The organism is Acinetobacter sp. P1332, assembly GCF_044057475.1.
GTDB classification, from domain to species: domain Bacteria; phylum Pseudomonadota; class Gammaproteobacteria; order Pseudomonadales; family Moraxellaceae; genus Acinetobacter; species Acinetobacter johnsonii.
In genome coordinates this window covers 1552742-1570477 of sequence record NZ_CP171157.1, presented here as the reverse complement: position 1 = coordinate 1570477, position 17736 = coordinate 1552742, and the positions used below count along the sequence as shown (strand labels likewise).

The following is a 17736-nucleotide window of genomic DNA, read 5'->3' as shown; positions in this document are numbered from 1 at the left end:
TAAGGATGATATCGATGAGACAAGCTGCAAAGACACGTGATCAATTTCATTATTTTCTACCGATTCAAACACGTTGGTCGGACAATGACCTCTATGGCCATGTCAACAACGTCACCTACTATAGTTATTTTGATACTGCCGCAAATGCCTTACTGATTGAAAAAGCAAATTTTAATATTCACCAATCCCCTATTATTGGTTTAGTGGTCGACTCAGCATGCAGTTTCTTACATGAGTTGTCTTATCCTGAGATTATTGATGTTGGTGTGACTATTTCCAAAATAGGGAACTCTTCACTCACATACGAACTTGCCATTTTCAAATTTGGTCAAGAAACTGCTTCAGCTCAAGGACATTTTGTTCATGTCTTTATAGACCGTGAAACACGAAAAAGCACACCGATTCCCTCTGAAATGCGGAGTGCTTTGCACCACTACTTAAGCCATGACATTACTTAAGTTGAATATTGTGTAATTCACCATCAAAAGTTTGTACAAGACCTTTGACCGTGTCTTCGTTTTGTAGTAATTCATGCGCACGTTGAAATGCTTTTTGCTTGCGCTGCGCCTGCATGGTGTACGGCGTAATCGTTTCAACTTCTGCATATTTCACATCAAAACGCGTCTGAGGCCATTCAGCTTTGAGCGCATCTTCCAAAACATGACGTAATTGGGTGAGGAGTTGCTCATAACGCTGCGGAATCATAAACACAGACTCGGCATTAATTTGCCCAGCCATTAAACCTTGCTGAGCCAGCTCTTGTACCGCGGGTGATAAGCCACTGCTTCTGAACCAGTACTCCCACTTCTCCACCGTCCACTCACCGACTAACTGCTGCGGTTGTAGTTGTAAAATATCTTGCGGCATTAAATCGACTGATGCAGATGAAACCTGTTCAGGTTGAACAGACTCTACAATAGCAGCAACAGTTTGCTGGCTTTCATTTTCCACAACTTGGGTGTCCTGTACGCTATCAGCAGAAAGTACTCCACTTGCTAAATCAAACGACTCCGCTTGCACAGCAGGTTCAGCTATTACTGCGACAGGTTCAACGGATGCTTTATTTTGACTTTCTATATCTAGCGGTACAATTTCATCAAATAAGAAATCATCACTATTTGGCTCATCGTCATTGCTTTGCGCATTAAATTCGTCTGCTTCATCTAAATCAAACAACACTTCATCGCTTGAAGGATCAAAAACGATTTGATCAGATTGCTGAGATGCATCCACTGGTGGTTTATTATCTTCGGCGCTTTCTGAAAGATCGACATCATCAAGTCCAGGCTTAAACTCAGGTTCTGCATTCTGAGTTATTGCAGCATCTTCAAATTCTACTTCAACATCTACAGTTTGAGCATCTTGCTGCAAAGCCGTTTCTGGATCAGAAGTCAGTATTGCCGTTTGTTGTACAGATTCGGATTCAACTACAGCGCTATTCGTCTGAGCCACCAGCACTTCATTCGGTTGTAATGGACGGAACGCCAACATACGCAGCACCGACATTTCAAAGCCTTGCTCTTGCGTGACTGCTAGCTGTAATTCAGCACGTCCTTTACATGCAATTTGGTAATAAAGTTGCAAGTCTTGCGCAGCAATTTGCTGAGACAATTGCATGATTTTTTTATTAATTTCAGCACTATATTTAAGACTAAGTTCTGGCAAATATTGTAGTAATGCCAATTCATGTAAAGTCGAAATCAGCTGATCCAAAACTAAAGATACATCCAGTGCTTGCTGGCGGAATTGCATCAGCAACTCACTCACCCATTGTTTTTGATTTTGATGTATTGCAAGGATCAAATCATAAATAATAGTACGATCGATTAAACCCAACATTTCTTTGACATCTTGGTGCTGGATAGCACCCTGACCGTAAGCAATCGCTTGGTCTGTCAAAGAAAGTGCATCACGTAATGAGCCTTGGGCAGACTCTGCAATTTGCCAAATCGCATCTTGTTCGGCTTGGATGCTTTCTTTATTTAAAATATTCCCCAGATGCTCGGTAATTTCATCGACAGCCAACGGGCGTAATGTAAATTGCAAACAACGCGAAATCACGGTAATTGGGAGCTTTTGCGGATCTGTCGTTGCAAAAAGGAATTTCACATGTTCAGGTGGTTCTTCCAATGTTTTGAGTAAAGCATTAAAAGAATGCGTAGACAGCATATGTACTTCATCGATTAAATAGACCTTAAAACGACCTTGTGTCGGCGCATAAGGAACATTGTCTAAAAGTTCTCGCGTATCTTCAACTTTAGTCCGTGATGCCGCATCGATTTCAATTAAATCAATAAAACGGCCTTCATTCACGGCGGTACAGGTTGGGCAAACTTCGCACGGCGTCGAAGTCACACCCGTTTCACAGTTCAAGCACTTCGCCAAAATACGGGCAATGGTGGTTTTTCCGACCCCACGCGTTCCTGTAAATAAATAAGCATGGTGCAAACGTCCGCGCTCCAAAGCACTGGTTAGTGCTCGAGAAACGTGGTTTTGCCCCACTAGCTCATTAAAATTGCGAGGACGATATTTCCGTGCAAGTACCTGATACATGTATGCTCCTTTTTATAGGCCTAAGCATACTGTTTTTTTGCCAAAGAGTGAATGAATTACTTCACTCCGTTCTCGCATTTCTAAGCTATAAACCTGATTTAGATCAATAATCCAAAAACCATTAGCTCCATTTTTATCCCACTCTCTATCTCAAGCTATTTATGTATTTAGATTATGGATTTGAAATAAAGTGAGAGCTTTGGAAAAGTAAAAAGGTGTAAATATTAAAATGAATTTCTAAAATACAGCTATTTAGGAAATTAAGCTGGTTTCACTAAAATAAAATCACTCTGCATTTGATATTTTTTTCCAGTCACATCTTCACGTATTTCTAAAACACGAAATTCTAAATCGATATAAAGCAAGTTTCGCGTTGTCATATTCACTAACTCTACCTTGTGCTGATCTTGAGCATTAAAACGAAGTGCTCCAGTCAAAGTTTCGATTTCGTTATGGCCACTCAAACTTTCTCGTTTTAGGGTATAAGTCATGTTTTCATGCAGCTCTAGTGCAACTGCCATACCCGGACAGTCTTCACAACGGGACAAACATCCCATACACGGCATTGTCCCCTGATAACTCCCAACCCACGCAGGAATAATCTGCTTTTGTTCTGCCACTTGAAGTTTAGACTGATCATGTTGCGTTTGATTCGCCTCGGAACAACCTAACAATAATCCTGTAGCAACCAGCGGGATAAGAATGGGAGCCTTCATGTCACAAATATTCAAAACCTAAACCGCGACGAACATAACATATTTTAGACGATGACTAAATCTCAGACCTGTCAAAACCAACCTTTTTTACCTTTTAAGACCGCATCTACGCAGCGTAAACTTTCTTGGCTCAAAGCCCAAAGTCGATAATCCCCAGTTAAAGAACCTGTAGCAAAGTTATGTGTATAAGCAAAACTTAAGCCTCGCTCACTATCGCCCCAAGCCCCTGAACCATTAAAGCCCATATGACCAAAACCTTGCTCTGCGGTTTTTCCTAAGGTTAATATACGGTGATACCCCAAGCGCCAATGCATAGGTATCGGCATCACGCGATCTCGATCGGTATATTGCACTCGACTCAACTCAGAAAACACATCTGGACGAATCAACTGCTGACCTTTCCAAATCCCTTTTTGAGATATCATCGCATACACTTTGGCTAAACTATTGGCTGTAAATACACCATTTGCTGCGGGAATGATCGCCTGAATCGCATCATCATGGTAAAAGCTGACCTTTTTCATGCCTTTGGGAATCATGCCATCCTGAAAATCTTGTGGATCTTGCCCTGACCACTGCATCGCTTTATCAAACAATGAAACTTTACGTACCTTCGTTGGACTTTTTTGATTTGGTTGGATAGGTACAGGACGGACAATGGGTCGTGCGATACGTTTTAATTCAGCACTGGGTGCACCAAAGTAAGCCCCATCTAGCTCAAGTGGCTCAACTAAATAGGTTTGGAAGAGTTCAGTTAAAGGTTTGCCCGTTGCTTTTTCCAAAGTACCACCGACAATCCAACCAAATGACAAAGGTTGATAGGCAGCATCTTGACCAATTGCAAAACGTGGTTGCGCTTTTTCAAATACGTCTAACATATGCGTCCAGTCCAACATTTCTGTCGCATCAGCAATGTTATTACGGATATCAAATAATCCGCTTTGATGACTTAGCACATGTCTTAGCGTCATCTTTCCTTTACCATTTTGGGCAAATTCAGGCCAATAATCCGCAATCGGTTGGTCGTAGCTCAGCACACCTTGACTGACTAAAATATGCGCCAAGGTTGCAAGCACGCCTTTGCCCGTCGAATAACACACCGACATGGTATTGGCCTGCCAAGGAGAATCTACCGCTGCTAAACCAGTATAGATATCAACAACTTTTTCACCTTGAAAATATAAAACACAAGCTGCACCGCCATATGCTAAACGAGCATCCTGTAAGCGGCTAAAGAGATGGGCAACACTTTGAAAACGTGGGTCAACATAGCCTTGGTAATGGTTCGGATTCGCTTGTAAATATTGTTTTAAAATTTTCATTTACACATCCTTGTATTTTTAAGCTGACATAAAAAAGCCCAGTGTAATCTAAACTGGGCTTTTTAAAATTATAGTGCTTTGACCTGTCCCGTCACATGCGGTTTTTGATTCTTACTATTTCGAATTAAGAAAGCGGTATTTACACCTTCTGTCGTGGTCATAAAATCGACCGTTGAAGGCAAATACATCGGCAGTTTAAACCAAACATCCGCTTCATAAGCATCAGGCAATGTGATCGAAGCCAACGCTCGCGCCTTACTCCACATGCCGTGCGCAATGGCTTGTTTGAAACCAAAGGCTTTTGCTGTCACCGCATGAATGTGGATGAGGTTGAAGTCGCCCGAGGTCATTGCATAACGACGACCTGTGTTTTCAGAGACTTCCCAGACTGCATTCGGCTGATAATCTGGAGTCGTTGCTTCAACTAATTTTGGTGCTGTTTTACCATCGGTCTTTTGACGTGCTAAATACGTGGTTAATGCTTCAACCACCACTTCATTGCCAACTTTCACCGTGGTAATAAAATCGAACTGAACACCTTTATCATGTGGCTCAAGCGCGCCATATTTACATGATAAAGTGAGGGTTTCATTGACGCCAACTTTACGCATTTGTTTGACTTGATTGCGAATATGTACCAAACCTAGCACAGGAAATGGAAACGGCTCTTGCCCCATCATGTGCATTTGTAGGCTTTGCGATAATACGGCCAAATAAATCGCAGGAATATAACCATTATTTTTAAAGCCACATACTTGGTTATAGGCTTTCAAATGCTTTTGATCGACGTTAAAAGAATCCACCACATACTCAACCTGCGGTAAGACTTTTTCACCTTTTGGCTTTTTAAAGATCAAACCTTGAATGACTTTCGGATAAGCCATATATGGTTTTGGAAGTTGACTAAAATGGCGAGTCTTCATACTGAACCTTTGAGAAGTTTTTATTTCAATATTTTTGAAAGCTCCTTCTCCCTCAGGGAGAAGGTTGGGATGAGGGAAAACTCCCTCCCTTTTATAATATAAAGAATTTATCCCTCCCTAAAGGAGAGATAAATTCAAGCTTTTAAATTAAGCACCCAACAAACTTTGACCACAAACACGTACCACGTTGCCGTTTAAACCAGTCGATGCTGTCGCTGCAAATAAAGCAATGGTTTCAGCAACATCTACAGGTAAACCACCTTGGCTCATCGAGTTCATACGACGACCCGCTTCACGGATTGCAAATGGAATCGCAGCAGTCATTTGCGTTTCAATGAAACCTGGTGCAACCGCATTGATCGTAATGCCATTCGTCAAAGTTGGAGCAGTAAATTTAACCACACCAATGACACCTGCTTTCGACACAGCATAGTTGGTTTGACCTAGGTTACCCGCAATACCTGAAATCGATGATACACATACAATACGACCATTGGTATTTAAACCCTCTTTGGCAAGTAAATAATCATTTACACGTTCAATTGCAGACAAGTTAATGTTAATCACCAAGTCCCAAAGCTCAGGCTTCATATTTGCCAAAGTTTTGTCACGAGTAATACCTGCGTTATGCACGATGATGTCTAAACCACCTTGAGCAGCTGCCGCAGCTTTAATTTTCTCACCAGCATCATTTGCAGTGATATCAATTGCCAGTGTTGAACCACCGATCTCACCTGCAACACGGTCAAGATCTGCTTGCTGCGGTGGTACGTCTAAACAAATCACATGCGCGCCATCACGTGCCAAGACATGCGCAATCGCTTCACCAATACCACGGCTCGCACCTGTCACTACAGCAGTTTTACCTGCCAGTGGTTTAGCCCAGTCTACATCTACAACATCAGCTTTAGAAACACGAATCACTTGACCGGAGACATAAGCAGAACGTGGAGATGCTGCAAAACGTAAAGTTGACTCAAGATTTGCTTCCGCATCTGCATCCACATAAATCAAATGTGCTGCAATCCCCTTTTTAAATTCTTTACCGACTGACTTCACGAAGCCTTCAAGCGCGCGTTGTGCAATCGCTTTTTTAACGCTACCCGCAGTTTCAGGGGTCGTGCCTACCACAATCACACGACCAGAAGCAGCCACTTGACGTGCAATCGGGTTAAAGAAGTTATATAACTCATTAAGTTGCTCTGATGACTCAATGCCAGATGCATCAAAAATAACAACTTTGAATTTAGACTCTTTGTCGCCTGCATTAAATGCACTTAAGTTTAAGCCCACTTGAGCCGCAGCTTGTTGTAGTTGCGCATTGTTACCCGCATAGCTATTGGCGTGGACATTTGCCAACACTTGCGCAATTGCACCAGATAGTGAACTGTTTGCTGCTGCACCCAGTAAAACAGCACCTTTAATCACAGGCGTTGCTGACTCAAAACGGTCTAAAAAAGTTGGTGCAGGTAAACCCAAATTTTTAATGACAAATTTACCAATAGGAGATTTTGCAAATGTTTGGTATTGATCAGTCATGTTTTTATCTCTCATACAAATGAATTGTTGATGGATTCAAAGATATCCTTTTAACTTCAAAGTGATGTCTAGAGTCTTATATTTCAATAGTTCCATCGGTTTCAGTAGAATCATACTTGAGTTATAGAGGATATGTCTTGACCTGAAAGCCTGTTGCAATGTCATTCTAGTCAATTCAGCCCTTTTTATAATATGCTAATGTACACCCTAAGAATAGATTAACATGCTTGGAAAAGCCTTATGAGCAAAACAACTCAAGAAAATCCAGCAGTGGAAAATTCTGCTACGGAAACCGTGTCAAATACATCAAAAAGTACACCGCGTAGAACTAAAAGTACTGGCACGACAACCCAATCAGTAAATAACACGACTAAGCCGACTCGCACTCGTGCTGCGTCAACTCGTAGTAAAAGCCCTGCTTCTTCTACAAATGCTTCAAAACCAAAAACTCAAACTGCTGTTCAACAGGATCAAACCATGAGTCAAAACACTGTTCGCCGCGTGGCTATTATCGGTGGTAACCGTATTCCTTTCGCTCGCTCAAATGGCGCATATTTCACCGCTTCGAATACAGATATGTTCACAGCAGCGCTAAACGGTCTTGTTGAACGTTTTAATATTCAAGGCCAACGCCTTGGTGAAGTGGTTGCTGGTGCTGTTCTTAAGCACAGCCGTGACTTTAACATGACCCGTGAATGTGTACTAAACACTGCACTTGCGCCAGAAACACCTGCTTACGATATTCAGCAAGCATGTGGTACTGGCTTACAAGCAGCGTTCTTAGTTGCCAACAAAATCGCACTGGGCCAAATTGAAGTGGGTGTGGCTGGTGGTGTAGACACGACTTCTGATGCACCAATTGCGTTTGGTGATGGTTTACGTAAAGCATTACTTGAACTCAACATTGCAAAAACGGGTAAAGACCGTTTAAAAGCTTTAACCAAAATCAACCTAAAAGACTTGATGGATGCGCCGAAAAATGGTGAGCCACGTACAGGTTTGTCTATGGGTGATCACCAAGCCATTACCGCGCTTGAATGGGGTATTGCACGTGAAGCGCAAGACGAACTTGCTGCATCTTCACACCAAAAAATGGCTGCGGCTTACGAAGAAGGCTTCTTCGATGACCTGATCACACCATTCTTAGGTTTAGAGCGTGACAACAACTTACGTGCTGACTCTACGGTTGAAAAACTTGCTAAGCTCAAACCAGCTTTTGGTAAAGGCGATGCACGTACCATGACTGCGGGTAACTCAACACCACTTACGGATGGTGCATCTTGTGTGCTTTTAGCATCTGAAGAATGGGCGAAAGCAAACGGTCACGAAGTCCTTGCTTACTTAACCTTCCAAGAAACGGCTGCTGTTGATTTCGTTGAGAAAAAAGAAGGCTTATTGATGGCACCTGCTTATGCAGTTCCACGTATGCTTGAGCGTGCTGGCCTTAAACTTCAAGACTTCGACTACTACGAAATTCATGAAGCATTTGCGTCACAAGTTCTTTCTACTTTGAAAGCTTGGGAAGATCCAAAATTCTGTAAAGACCGTTTAGGTTTAGATGCTCCACTCGGTTCAATTGACCGCACTAAACTCAACGTCAAAGGTTCTTCACTTGCAGCAGGTCACCCATTTGCTGCAACCGGTGGTCGTATCATTGCCACTGCTGCGAAGTTGATTAACCAAAAAGGTTCAGGTCGCGTACTGGTTTCAATCTGTGCTGCAGGTGGTCAAGGTGTGACAGCAATTATTGAGAAATAATCTCGCCTTCGCTGTAAAAAAGCATCTCTTTTGAGGTGCTTTTTTTTACTGGTCAAAACCATCAATTTACTCTATAGATAAAAACATAAAATAACCAAATACAAACTATGCGAAATTCACCGCCCTTTATTGTTTATCTCAATACCCCGATTCGCTATTATTATTTTTACCTCATTCCCTTAGTCATAGCGCTTTTGATTGTCAGCTTCGACTTCCACTTTCAAGGCGTGTTTCCAACCAGCATTGCATCCAACTTGTCCAGCCCGCATAAATTTCTCAATGACTTTTTTGCTATTTGTACTTTCATCTGTCTTGCCCTTATTTTGATCAATTATTTTCGTGTACAACTCAACCGACCACAAGTTCAGCACATCAGGCAACACTACGCAAAACTGAATACACAACAACGCTCAATGTTTAATCCACTAGGCTTAGTGTTTTTTATTTTTATGTTGCTCTTTTTCTGCTTAAGTTGGTTTTTGATCAGTGATGAAATCCCATACACAAATTCCAGTACAAAGAAAGGCGCAACCATGATCTATCTCAAAGGCTTTGCGCATCCATATATAAGCGCTATAGCAAATAGTTTTCATGCTGCCATCACCGTATTTTTTGCCTTAATGATCCCTTATATTTTAAACGTCAGAAAATTCAAATAAGAATCGCATCACATTAAAAAAGCCACGACATTGCGTGGCTTAATTTTTAATTTGAATATTGCGCTTCAGGTTGAATACCCAATTTGGCCTCCACCATGTCATAACACCATTGGAAAATAAAGGTATAAACCAAAATACACATGGTTAAACTGAAGTCGAGTACGATGGCTTGCCAAATACTCATTTGCATTGCATATGCGACCATTGGAATGGTTGCAAGCATCAAACCACCTTCAAAACCAATCGCGTGAAGAACACGTACGCCGATGGTTCTTTTGAGTTTTCTTTTTGCTTCAAACTTTTCAAAAAAATGGTTAAACACCATATTCCATATGACCGAAGTGACTGCCATGGCAATACCGAGTACGCCTGTGACCTCTAAAGGCATATGGAATATGAAACTTAAAGCTACAGCAATGATCACCAATAGGATGATTTCATAGCTGAGCGCATGAATAATCCTTCTTTTGGAAATCAACATTTTTAATTACTCTTTCATGATTGGATGTTGGCTATTTTATTTTTATAATATTGATTAATCGAGTCAGGTTCTTTCAGTAAAACTGAAAGATAGAAAATTATGAATATCAATCAAGAGCAACTGATCATTTTTAAAACCGTGATTGAGTCAGGCTCATTTTCAGCTGCCGCACGAAAATTGGGCAAAGTGCCATCGGCCGTGAGTATGTCAATTGCCAACTTGGAAATAGACTTAAACCTACAACTTTTCTTACGCGAAGGACGTGAGCCTACAGCAACAGCGCAAGCCCTAACCTTGTATGAAAAGACCGAGCAACTACTGACCGAAATGAATCAATGGAAACAGCATGCTCATGCCCTAAGCCACGGTTTGGAGTCCTCGCTCAATATCGTCGTTGTATCCGAACTGCTACATATGCAATGGATCGACTACATCGCAATATTAGAAGCTGAATTTCCCAGTCTACAGATCAACATTTTTTCTGCACCTCAGGAAGATGCGCAAAGAATGTTACTCAACGGTACAGCGCAACTTGCACTGATGTTCGAACGTGAACAGCTGGAAAGCAGCGAACAGTTTGTTGAATTAAAAATGGAAACTTTAGTCCCTGTCGCAAACAAAGACTTTGAGCTGGCGCAATTTTCACAAGTCAGCTTTGAACAAATTCAACACAGTCGCCAGATCGTGGTTGCCAGCCGAGATAAAAGCATTAAACCTGAACTACTTTTTTCTAAAGAATACTGGCGGACTGACAATCATCACTCTGCCTGCGCACTCATTATGCAAAATTTCGGTTGGGGTGTTTTACCCTTGGAAATGCTGAATGAAAACCCTCAGCTCAAAACCCAGTTGAAAATATTAGATCTGCTGGATTTCACCCCAAAGTTTGAATATTTTGTCGATTTGGTCTGGAGTCGTGAAAGTGAATTGGGTGCAGCTGCACGTTTTTTAATCCAATACATCCGAAATCAACGTAAAAAATCGTGATAACTGCTGTTAAAACATCCTAATCCACTTGGGTTAGAAGCAGTTTGTGTTATAAATATTTTATGGGTAATAACTTTAAGAACTAACGATCAATGACACAAACTGCATTAAACCAATTAAAAAGCTTAACCACCATTGTTGCTGACAGTAGCGATTTAGCGGCGATTAACCAATTTCGCCCGCTTGACGCAACGACTAATCCGTCGCTGATTACAGCGGCTGCTATTCAACCTGAAAATAAAGAGTTGATTGAGGATGCTTTTGCTCAAGCCAAAACTGAGGGCTATAAAGAAGACTTACTCATTGAACGCACAATCGACATTCTTACCGTCAAGTTTGGGGTGGAAATTCTCAAATTGATTGAGGGTCGTGTATCTACAGAAGTGGATGCTGCACTGTCATACGATACCGATGCCACCATTAAAAAAGCCAAAGAGCTGTTGGCGCTATATAAAAACTACGGCGTAGATCAAAATCGTATATTAATTAAAATCGCTTCAACATGGGCGGGTATTCAAGCAGCGAAAGTGTTAGAAGCTGAAGGTATCCATACCAACTTAACGCTTTTGTTTGGTGTGCATCAGGCCCATGCTTGTGCGGAGGCAAATGTCACTTTAATTTCACCTTTTGTTGGACGTATTTTAGATTGGTACAAAAAAGCCGAAGGCGTGGACAGCTATCCAGTTGAGAAAGACCCTGGCGTACTTTCTGTGAAGCAAATTTACCAGTTCTATAAAGCACATGGGATCAAAACAGAAATTATGGGCGCAAGCTTCCGCAGTGTTGACCAAGTCTTAGGACTTGCAGGTTGTGACCTTCTTACTGTTGCGCCTAACTTATTGGCAGCTCTTGAACAAGACACACGTGAAGTTAAAGCCCAACTGTCAGCAAGTGATATTGCGCCAGCGACAACTGCACTTAACACACTCAGTGAAACTGAGTTTAGGAATCAAATTGAACATGACTTGATGGCAACGCAGTTGTTACAAGGCGGTATTGATGGATTTATTAAAGCCCGTCAACAGCTGAACACACTATTGCGTCAGTCTTTTGGTCTAGATGAAGAAATTTCAGCTTAACTTGATTTTTCTTCTTTTAAAAGCCGATTTTGCTATCATGCAATATCGGCTTTTTTATTGAGAATATGTTGTGTTTGGGATTATCGACATCGGTACCTATATCATCGGTACAATTTTAATTGTGATTCTACCAGGCCCAAATTCTCTTTATGTGATGTCCATTGCCTCACGTTTTGGTCCGAAGATCGGCTATTGGGGAGCATTAGGCGTTTTCACAGGTGACCTGATTCTCATTCTATGCACGGTACTAGGCGCAGCATCTCTTTTACATACTTTTCCTTGGCTGTTCATTTTATTAAAAATTGTAGGTGCTTTGTACCTATCCTACCTAGGTGGAAAACTCTTATTTGCTGGCGTCAAAACGTGGCATTCATCCCCACAGCATCTTGAAGCAAGTGCAAACCAGAATACTTTGCAAACGCTACACCCGTTTAGATCAGCGCTGACCATTAGTCTTTTAAACCCTAAAGCTATTTTGTTCTATTTGTCTTTCTTTGTGCAGTTTGTTAACCCTAAATACGCTTATCCTGCACTCAGCTTTACTTTACTTTCAGTCATCTTGCAGATCATTAGCATGGCTTATCTTAGCATTTTGATTTTCTCAGGGATTAAATTGGCCAGTTACTTTAACCGTCAGTTTAAAGTTGCCGCTGTCGCAGTGGCAACTGTTGGTTTACTGTTTTGTGGTTTTGGTTTAAAGCTCGCACTTTCCACCCTGTAATTCTCGTGAATAATCTCGTTATTTTCGATAAAAAAACCATTGTATGCTGTTTTCTTTTTCAAGAACCAGCGTATGATCCTTGAACAATCGCTATTTTCACTCATTCAAATTATGTTTTGATCTTCATGCAAAAATTATTTCAAGATTTCTCAGTTCCAGCAGTATTCGCAGGTTTTATTACCTTCCTCATTGGCATTAGTGTGTCTTCAGTCTTGGTCATTCAATCCGCCCAAGTCTTAGGTGCAAATACCGCACAAATCAACTCATGGTTCTGGGCTTTAGGTCTGGGTATTGGTTTAAGTGGGCTGCTTTTATCTTGGAAACTTAAATATCCTGTATCGACCTCATGGTCTACGGCAGCACTGGCCTTAATTATTGCGACAGGCAGTGGTTATAGTTTGCATGAAGCGATTGGCGCATTTTTGGTCTGTGGTTTAGTTACTGCCATTTTGGGCTTTTTCGGTATCTTTGAAAAAGTTCTGACGTATATCCCGCAAAGCCTAACCAGTGCCATGCTAGCTGGTGTGTTATTGAAGTTTGGTATTTCATTGTTCGCTAGTATGCAAGACCATTGGGGTTTTATTTTATCCATGCTGGCGGCTTATATTGTTTCTAAGCGACTTACTCCACGTTACTGCATTGTCATTACAGTGATTGCAGGCTTGTTACTCTGCCCGTTATTCTTAGACTTCCATACGCCTCAAATCACATGGAGCCTAGCGCAACCTGTTTGGATGGCACCTGAGTTCAGCATGTCTGCTATTTTAGGTTTAGCGCTACCTTTGTTTGTGATCAATATGGCATCGCAGTACTTACCCGGTATTGCCATGATTAAAAGCTATGGCTATAACCCCCACGTCAATCAACTGATTGGATGGACGGGTACCGCTCAAGCCTTACTCGCACCCTTTGGCTGTTATAGTGTCAATACCGCAGCAATTAGTGCAGCTGTCAGTTTAGATGAACAAGTTCACCCTGATCCATCAAAACGTTATATTGCGGGCATGAGCTGCGGTTTCTTCTATATCTTAATGGGACTATTCGCAGCCACCCTGACCAGCCTTTTACTGTCTTTCCCTGCAATCTTTATTACAGCATTGGCTGGTATTGCTTTGTTTGGCACGATTAGTCATAACATCGCGATTGCATTTGAAGCGGTATCAGACCGTGAGGCAGCCCTCATGACCTTCTTATTCAGCGCATCTGGGGTACAGTTCTTTGGTATTGGCTCTGCCTTTTGGGGACTACTCTTTGGTTTTGCAGTTATGCTTATATTTAAATTTAAAGCCAAAAAAGTTTAAGCCCTCATACAAAAAGCACCCTCGATGGGTGCTTTTTCATTTTTAAATATTGCTAAATTGAAAACTTAATGCTGATAACTTCGTTGAATCAATTCTTGCTTAAGCTGCATCGTCTCAGACAGATTTTCCACCTCGGTAAATGCTGTGAGCCAAATGCCATCTGCAGCATAGCGTAAAATTTTAAGCTCCAAATTATTATCTGTATCCTGATGTCGCGCTAAACGTTTTTCTAGCCACTCAATCCAATACTCATTAAAGGTACGATCCGTCAGCATAATCATCGAAATAGCTGACCAAGAATGCTCCAAGCCTAGCACCTGCTTTTCTAGAGTAATTTCAATATAGGCTCGGGTAAAGCAACCATAACGATCACGGTCTTGACTAATCAACTCATCAACAACACGATCCAATTGTTCAAGTTGTTCCACAACCATCGCTTCAAGTAGCTTTTGTTTGTTTGGGAAATGATGGAAAACACCACCCTTACTCACGCCAACCAAATCAGCCACTGCTTGTATGGAGACCCCAGTCACGCCTTTTTCAGCAGCCAAACAGATCGCATGTTGTAGGATACTTTGGCGAACCTGTTCTGGTGCCTTTTTACGTGGACTTGCTTGTTGCATCGAACTTAATGCCCTGTTGAATTTGAAAATAAGTTAATCACGACCACACCAGAAACAATCAGTGCAATACCGATCATTGCTGCGAAATCTAGACTTTGTCGGAAAACAAAGTAACCAATCAGAGCGGTTAAAACAATACCAACACCCGCCCAAATCGCATAAGCGATACCCAATGGAATCACTTTAATCACTTGAGACAATAAATAAAATGCCAACGAAAATAGAACGACTACGGCCAGAGAAGGCAATAGCTTGGTAAAACCTTCCGACTTTACCAAAAAAGTCGAACCAATCACTTCAGAAATAATTGCCATCGCCAGCAAAGCATAAGCCATTAATATAGGATTCATCAGAAACTCAACAAAAAAACATACCAATCGGTCGGTATGTTATTAAAATAGCAAAAATTAAACAAGGCTTTCTGCATACTTTTTTATTTTGTTTCAGTCGGCCTTGAGGTTTGCTTTATAAAATCAATGGTTCGATCAAAGGTGATCTGACTCGCTTGTTTGCTCATCATGAACTGATATTCATGCACCAAAAACTCCTTAGAGTCTGGATAAAAAGCCTCCGTGACTGCAACCTGATGCTGCTTCAACACCTCGACGAAAGGTAAAGACTGGCTATTGGTTAAAAAGTCTTTATTTCCTCCACTAATAAAGACAGGTGGATACTGTGGCGTAATATGCTCACTGGTTGAAATTGCCTTTAAAAAAGCTGCATCCTCTTTACGCTCTCCTGTATACGCTTGAACCAAGTTATAAACGCCCCATTCAATGAGCCTGAGTTCCTCAGGAGCGGTGTTTACAAAGCGATATAAGTCATAAATACCACAATGCAAAATTAGCCCTTTAAGCTGTTTCGGCTGAATGCTCGGCTTAAAATTGGATGCTTGAGCAAATGCGGGATTCGTCAAAAGCGCAGCATAATGACTGGCAATATTGGCTCCAGCAGAGTCTCCTGCTAGATACAGTTGGTTCGGGTTAATATGATACTGAGCAGCATTCAATTGTAAGAAATTCAGTGCATGATCGACTTGCTGTAACTGAGTGGGATAAATAGCCTCAGGTGCAAACTGATACTCTACCGAGACCACGTTAAAGCCTTGATTAGCTAAAAGCTTAAAATAACCTCGCGCATGCTCTTTTGAGCCCGAAACCCATCCGCCGCCATGAATCCAAACCACCGTGGGCACTGCGTTTAATTGTTCAATATTTTGGGGTTGATAGATGTCAACATTCAGCTCAGGACTAGCTTGATATGTAATATTATTGTGTACGATGACATCGGGAGGCGCAAAGCGATCTAGCATTTTCATTTGAATATTGGTTGCTGTGTTAAATGTACCCGCAATTAGTTTGGTGTTCTTTTCTACACTTTGACACGCGCTCAAAAGCACAATCATGAAAACAGTACTAAGTACTTTTATTATTGGTTGAAAAATCATACTGTTCGGCCCCATCCTTTTTTCAAATGATTCTAATACAGTCTCTATCACATCGCATGATTAAACAGATCTCATTTCAGCTTCATTTAAACACCAGAAGTATCTTTTAAAGAATATCGTATTAAATCTGAAACTTGAGTTTTTCACTCAAGATTTTGGACACGAAAATCAGCATTTTCTTGAATTATTTTCTTTTAATTTCATGAATTTTCAATTTTTAGCCCGATCAAAATTGAACATTTAATGGCAGTGTGTTATCAATAAATCAAGAACTAAATCTTATACAAAAAGGAGTCCCTCTGATGGCTTACCAACATATTTTAGTCCCTGTTGACGGTTCACAAATTTCTTTTTCTGCGGTTAAGCAAGCGGCTGAAATTGCCAAAGTTTTTGGCAGTCAACTTACATTGATTAGCTTAGTTGCTGAAGACCCTCTCAAAGATGCCGATTTTTACTATACCTCTCCAATCATGAAAGACTATTTCATACAAGCCTATAACAATGCTGAGAAAGCCCTTCAGGATGCGGTTCAAATTGCACAAGAACAAGGTGTAACAGCTCAGTCTAAAATCATTAAAGGTGAAGTCTCTGAAGATGCTGTGGTCGAAACAGCAACTTCACTGAAAAATGACCTGATTGTAATGGGTTCACATGGTCGCAAAGGCTTTCAAAAATTCCTATTAGGCAGCTTTGCTCAAGATGTTCTCAAATCTACTGAGCTCCCAGTTCTCATTGTTAAAGCTTAATCAACTATAACGCGTCTTTATGTGAGCTGATTTCGCATGTACTGCAAAATGATCCGCATAAAGACGTACCATTAAGGAGAAGATAATGAGCTACAAACACATTTTGGTTGCCGTCGATGAATCACCGATGTCTTATGCTGCTGTTGAACAAGCACTTGAGTTGGCCAAAGATTTAAATAGTCGCGTAACGCTCATGAGCGTGATTGCAGTCGATCCATTTGTCGGAGTCGACTTCTATAAAGTAGCACCAGCTATCACCGACTATTTTCTACATGCTGAAAAAGTCGCTCAAGACCGTTTAGCCGAAGTAAAGCTCTCATTTGACCGTGATGAAATTGAGGTGGATACCAAAGTGATCCGCGGCATCTCTCCTTCTGAAGGTATTATTCATGTGGCCGATGAAGTCGGTGCAGATCTGATTCTGATGGGCTCACATGGCCGTACAGGTTTTAAAAAGATGATGTTAGGTAGTGTGGCGCAAAATGTTCTAACGCAGTCTCCAATATCTGTGCTGATCGTAAAAGTTTAAGTATTGTTTTAAATAAAAAAGACTGCCGAAGCAGTCTTTTTTATTTGGCAGAACTCGTTCACTTCATTTGCTTTTACTAATCTGCTGATGCAAATTTTGCAAATAATGCTCTGCTGCCGACTGTTGCATAAAAGTTTTTTGAAATAAACCCGAAGCCTGATGGTTATGCGGACTATATTCAACATTGACTTGAAATGTTCCCAGTTCAGCACTTTTCGCAATACGAATAGCAATAATATGAACGGTATTTAAATAAAACCCATCTTCAATTTTAACTAACATATCTGTTTTTACACTCTACATGTTTGTCTGCCCAATAGCCTGTATACAGAAGCCGAAAAAATACAGAATA

Annotated in this window: 19 protein-coding genes; 9 read left to right on the top strand and 10 right to left on the bottom strand. The window is 41.1% G+C overall.

What is annotated here, in order from left to right; all coding sequences use genetic code 11:
- Window positions 1-14 precede the first annotated feature (14 nt).
- The gene (locus ACFN7Z_RS07720) at window positions 15-458 is read left to right on the top strand and encodes a thioesterase family protein (RefSeq protein ID WP_130235068.1); all 444 of its coding nucleotides are present in this window, start codon (window positions 15-17) and stop codon (window positions 456-458) included.
- Here the strand turns inward: ACFN7Z_RS07720 and dnaX are convergent.
- The 5 genes from dnaX to ACFN7Z_RS07695 form a co-directional block, all read right to left on the bottom strand.
- Window positions 451-2553 carry a DNA polymerase III subunit gamma/tau gene (gene dnaX, locus ACFN7Z_RS07715; protein ID WP_131230386.1) on the bottom strand — a complete coding sequence of 701 codons (2103 nt, stop codon included), beginning with the start codon at window positions 2551-2553 and terminating at the stop codon, window positions 451-453. The genes ACFN7Z_RS07720 and dnaX overlap by 8 nt on opposite strands.
- 260 nt (window positions 2554-2813) lie before the next feature.
- A complete protein-coding gene (locus tag ACFN7Z_RS07710; protein WP_159151526.1) occupies window positions 2814-3269 on the bottom strand; it encodes a copper resistance protein NlpE N-terminal domain-containing protein in 456 nt (151 codons plus the stop codon).
- A 71-nt stretch (window positions 3270-3340) separates the two neighbouring features.
- Complete coding sequence (locus ACFN7Z_RS07705) at window positions 3341-4585, bottom strand: serine hydrolase (RefSeq protein WP_227557097.1); 1245 nt, start codon at window positions 4583-4585, stop codon at window positions 3341-3343.
- Window positions 4586-4659: 74 nt separating this feature from the next.
- Complete coding sequence (locus ACFN7Z_RS07700; protein WP_130235072.1) at window positions 4660-5514, bottom strand: MaoC/PaaZ C-terminal domain-containing protein; 855 nt, start codon at window positions 5512-5514, stop codon at window positions 4660-4662.
- A 147-nt stretch (window positions 5515-5661) separates the two neighbouring features.
- Window positions 5662-7053: a 3-oxoacyl-ACP reductase gene (locus ACFN7Z_RS07695; protein WP_130235073.1), complete on the bottom strand. Its 1392-nt coding sequence runs from the start codon at window positions 7051-7053 to the stop codon at window positions 5662-5664.
- Between the two features lie 240 nt (window positions 7054-7293).
- On the opposite strand from ACFN7Z_RS07695, the gene ACFN7Z_RS07690 reads away from it, so the two are divergent.
- Entirely contained in the window at window positions 7294-8811 is a 1518-nt protein-coding gene (locus ACFN7Z_RS07690) for an acetyl-CoA C-acetyltransferase (protein WP_029575037.1), read from the top strand.
- Between the two features lie 107 nt (window positions 8812-8918).
- A complete protein-coding gene (locus ACFN7Z_RS07685; protein WP_010326826.1) occupies window positions 8919-9470 on the top strand; it encodes a hypothetical protein in 552 nt (183 codons plus the stop codon).
- 46 nt (window positions 9471-9516) lie between these two features.
- Here the strand turns inward: ACFN7Z_RS07685 and aceI are convergent, their stop codons facing one another.
- Complete coding sequence (aceI, locus tag ACFN7Z_RS07680) at window positions 9517-9951, bottom strand: chlorhexidine efflux PACE transporter AceI (protein WP_010326827.1); 435 nt, start codon at window positions 9949-9951, stop codon at window positions 9517-9519.
- 99 nt (window positions 9952-10050) lie between these two features.
- On the opposite strand from aceI, the gene ACFN7Z_RS07675 reads away from it, so the two are divergent.
- The 4 genes from ACFN7Z_RS07675 (at window position 10051) to ACFN7Z_RS07660 (ending at window position 14039) form a co-directional block, all read left to right on the top strand.
- Complete coding sequence (locus ACFN7Z_RS07675; RefSeq protein ID WP_063454283.1) at window positions 10051-10938, top strand: LysR family transcriptional regulator; 888 nt, start codon at window positions 10051-10053, stop codon at window positions 10936-10938.
- Window positions 10939-11030: 92 nt separating this feature from the next.
- Complete coding sequence (gene tal / locus ACFN7Z_RS07670) at window positions 11031-12017, top strand: transaldolase (RefSeq protein ID WP_395442660.1); 987 nt, start codon at window positions 11031-11033, stop codon at window positions 12015-12017.
- A 70-nt stretch (window positions 12018-12087) separates the two neighbouring features.
- Window positions 12088-12738 carry a leucine efflux protein LeuE gene (gene leuE / locus ACFN7Z_RS07665; RefSeq protein ID WP_010326830.1) on the top strand — a complete coding sequence of 217 codons (651 nt, stop codon included), beginning with the start codon at window positions 12088-12090 and terminating at the stop codon, window positions 12736-12738.
- A 125-nt stretch (window positions 12739-12863) separates the two neighbouring features.
- A complete protein-coding gene (locus ACFN7Z_RS07660) occupies window positions 12864-14039 on the top strand; it encodes a benzoate/H(+) symporter BenE family transporter (protein ID WP_010326831.1) in 1176 nt (391 codons plus the stop codon).
- A 65-nt stretch (window positions 14040-14104) separates the two neighbouring features.
- On the opposite strand, the gene ACFN7Z_RS07655 is transcribed toward ACFN7Z_RS07660, so the two are convergent.
- The 3 genes from ACFN7Z_RS07655 to ACFN7Z_RS07645 form a co-directional block, all read right to left on the bottom strand.
- Window positions 14105-14662, bottom strand: coding sequence for a TetR/AcrR family transcriptional regulator (locus ACFN7Z_RS07655; RefSeq protein ID WP_010326832.1), 558 nt, complete (start codon window positions 14660-14662; stop codon window positions 14105-14107).
- A gap of 5 nt (window positions 14663-14667) precedes the next feature.
- On the bottom strand, window positions 14668-15012 hold the full coding sequence (locus tag ACFN7Z_RS07650; RefSeq protein WP_005401176.1) for a multidrug efflux SMR transporter: 345 nt from the start codon (window positions 15010-15012) through the stop codon (window positions 14668-14670).
- Between the two features lie 83 nt (window positions 15013-15095).
- Window positions 15096-16109, bottom strand: coding sequence for an alpha/beta hydrolase (locus tag ACFN7Z_RS07645; RefSeq protein ID WP_010326834.1), 1014 nt, complete (start codon window positions 16107-16109; stop codon window positions 15096-15098).
- 302 nt (window positions 16110-16411) lie between these two features.
- Between ACFN7Z_RS07645 and ACFN7Z_RS07640 the strand changes: the two genes are divergently transcribed.
- Window positions 16412-16855, top strand: coding sequence for a universal stress protein (locus tag ACFN7Z_RS07640; RefSeq protein ID WP_010326835.1), 444 nt, complete (start codon window positions 16412-16414; stop codon window positions 16853-16855).
- Window positions 16856-16940: 85 nt separating this feature from the next.
- Window positions 16941-17384: a universal stress protein gene (locus ACFN7Z_RS07635; RefSeq protein ID WP_159151527.1), complete on the top strand. Its 444-nt coding sequence runs from the start codon at window positions 16941-16943 to the stop codon at window positions 17382-17384.
- A gap of 63 nt (window positions 17385-17447) precedes the next feature.
- Here ACFN7Z_RS07635 and ACFN7Z_RS07630 read toward each other — a convergent pair whose 3' ends face one another.
- Window positions 17448-17666 carry a hypothetical protein gene (locus tag ACFN7Z_RS07630; RefSeq protein ID WP_010326836.1) on the bottom strand — a complete coding sequence of 73 codons (219 nt, stop codon included), beginning with the start codon at window positions 17664-17666 and terminating at the stop codon, window positions 17448-17450.
- Between the last annotated feature and the right edge of the window lie 70 nt (window positions 17667-17736).

Coding starts and splice junctions, on each gene's coding strand:
- ACFN7Z_RS07720 (WP_130235068.1), top strand. CDS start 15: ATGAGACAAGCTGCAAAGACACGTGATCAATTTCATTATTTTCTACCG.
- dnaX (WP_131230386.1), bottom strand. CDS start 2,553: ATGTATCAGGTACTTGCACGGAAATATCGTCCTCGCAATTTTAATGAG.
- ACFN7Z_RS07710 (WP_159151526.1), bottom strand. CDS start 3,269: ATGAAGGCTCCCATTCTTATCCCGCTGGTTGCTACAGGATTATTGTTA.
- ACFN7Z_RS07700 (WP_130235072.1), bottom strand. CDS start 5,514: ATGAAGACTCGCCATTTTAGTCAACTTCCAAAACCATATATGGCTTAT.
- ACFN7Z_RS07695 (WP_130235073.1), bottom strand. CDS start 7,053: ATGACTGATCAATACCAAACATTTGCAAAATCTCCTATTGGTAAATTT.
- ACFN7Z_RS07690 (WP_029575037.1), top strand. CDS start 7,294: ATGAGCAAAACAACTCAAGAAAATCCAGCAGTGGAAAATTCTGCTACG.
- ACFN7Z_RS07685 (WP_010326826.1), top strand. CDS start 8,919: ATGCGAAATTCACCGCCCTTTATTGTTTATCTCAATACCCCGATTCGC.
- aceI (WP_010326827.1), bottom strand. CDS start 9,951: ATGTTGATTTCCAAAAGAAGGATTATTCATGCGCTCAGCTATGAAATC.
- ACFN7Z_RS07675 (WP_063454283.1), top strand. CDS start 10,051: ATGAATATCAATCAAGAGCAACTGATCATTTTTAAAACCGTGATTGAG.
- tal (WP_395442660.1), top strand. CDS start 11,031: ATGACACAAACTGCATTAAACCAATTAAAAAGCTTAACCACCATTGTT.
- ACFN7Z_RS07660 (WP_010326831.1), top strand. CDS start 12,864: ATGCAAAAATTATTTCAAGATTTCTCAGTTCCAGCAGTATTCGCAGGT.
- ACFN7Z_RS07655 (WP_010326832.1), bottom strand. CDS start 14,662: ATGCAACAAGCAAGTCCACGTAAAAAGGCACCAGAACAGGTTCGCCAA.
- ACFN7Z_RS07650 (WP_005401176.1), bottom strand. CDS start 15,012: ATGAATCCTATATTAATGGCTTATGCTTTGCTGGCGATGGCAATTATT.
- ACFN7Z_RS07645 (WP_010326834.1), bottom strand. CDS start 16,109: ATGATTTTTCAACCAATAATAAAAGTACTTAGTACTGTTTTCATGATT.
- ACFN7Z_RS07640 (WP_010326835.1), top strand. CDS start 16,412: ATGGCTTACCAACATATTTTAGTCCCTGTTGACGGTTCACAAATTTCT.
- ACFN7Z_RS07635 (WP_159151527.1), top strand. CDS start 16,941: ATGAGCTACAAACACATTTTGGTTGCCGTCGATGAATCACCGATGTCT.
- ACFN7Z_RS07630 (WP_010326836.1), bottom strand. CDS start 17,666: ATGTTAGTTAAAATTGAAGATGGGTTTTATTTAAATACCGTTCATATT.